This window comes from Hymenobacter agri (genome assembly GCF_054778495.1).
In genome coordinates this window covers 1-1344 of record NZ_BAAGZM010000870.1, presented here as the reverse complement: position 1 = coordinate 1344, position 1344 = coordinate 1, and the positions used below count along the sequence as shown (strand labels likewise).

At 66.8% G+C, this 1344-nt stretch carries 1 protein-coding gene and 1 pseudogene; both read right to left on the bottom strand.

What is annotated here, in order from left to right:
• Positions 1 to 932: pyridoxal phosphate-dependent aminotransferase (locus tag ACYVDE_RS22950; protein ID WP_460503853.1), on the bottom strand; the 932-nt coding region annotated here is incomplete at its 3' end.
• A gap of 145 nt (positions 933 to 1077) precedes the next feature.
• Positions 1078 to 1344, bottom strand: a pseudogene (locus tag ACYVDE_RS22945) (hypothetical protein); the annotation flags it as partial.

Below are 1344 nucleotides of genomic sequence, written 5' to 3'. Positions count from 1 at the left end.
GCCCGCAGCAGCTCCAGCACCAGCGCGCGGCGGGTGCGATACACGTCGTTCAGCTCCGCGAACCAGTCGTTGCCCACGGCCAGGGCCGCCACCGCCGCCTGCTGCACCGGCAGAAACATGCCCGAATCCATGTTGCTCTTGAAGCGCAGCACGTTGGCGATGATGTCGGCCCGGCCGGCCAGTAGGCCCACGCGCCAACCGGCCAGGTTATGGCTCTTACTCAGCGAGTTCAGCTCGATGGCTACTTCGCGGGCGCCGGGCACGGCCAGCAGGCTGATGGGCGGCGTTTCGTTCAGGATGAAGCCGTAGGGGTTATCGTGCACCAGCAGGATGTGGTGGGCGGCGGCGAATTCCACGAGGCGCGTGAGGAACGGCAGGCCGGCGGCCGTGCCGGTAGGCATGTGCGGGTAATTCACCAGCATCAGCTTCACGCGGGAGAGGTCGGTGGCGGCCAGGGCGTCGAGGTCGGGCAGCCAGCCGCTGGCTTCGGTGAGGTCGTATTCGCGCACCTCAGCTCCGCAGATTTCGGCCACGGCCCGGTAGGTCGGGTAGCCGGGGTTGGGAATGAGCACGGCATCGCCAGCTTCCAGAAACGTCATCCCAATGTGCATCAGCCCCTCTTTCGAGCCTAGCAGCGGCAGGATTTCGGTGGCCGCATCGAGCGCCACGCCATAATGCCGCTGGTAGAATTCGGCCATCGCGCCGCGCAGGGCGGGCGTGCCCTGGTAGCTCTGGTAGCCATGAGCATCAGGCCGGGCGGCCGACTCGGCCAGGGCCGCTACCACGCTGGGGTGCGGCGGCAGGTCGGGGCTACCGATGCCCAGGCTGATGATGTTGGCCCCGGCCGCATTGAGGGCGGCCAGCTCGCGCAGCTTGCGCGAGAAGTAGTATTCGCCGGTATGGGCTAAGCGGCTGGCGATGGTTAGGTTCATGGAAATGGGTTGATGCAGTTGGGTACAACTCCCCTCCTTACCAAGGAGGGGATGTTTTCGCGCAGCGAAAACTGGGGTGGTTGAGGGCGTTGGCGTCGTTAGGCAAAGTGTGGCCCGGCGTGTCGTTCTGGTGTCGTTCAATGCGCTAACCACCCCAGCCGGCGCTTTGCGCCAGCGTCCCCTCCTTACCAAGGAGGGGAGTTTCGGCCATGCTGCCGCGGCGGTAGGCGCCCAGCACCCGCAGCTCCTCCGTCACGGGCTCCAAATCCAGCAGCAGCGCCTCCAGCTGCCCCGGCGCGGCAAATTCCACGTCGGCGTGGAAGCCGTAGTGCCAGGGCTGCCCCGGCCTGGGGCACGATTGCAGCTTGCTCAGGTTCAGGCCGTGGGCGGCCACCCGGGCCAACACCGCGGC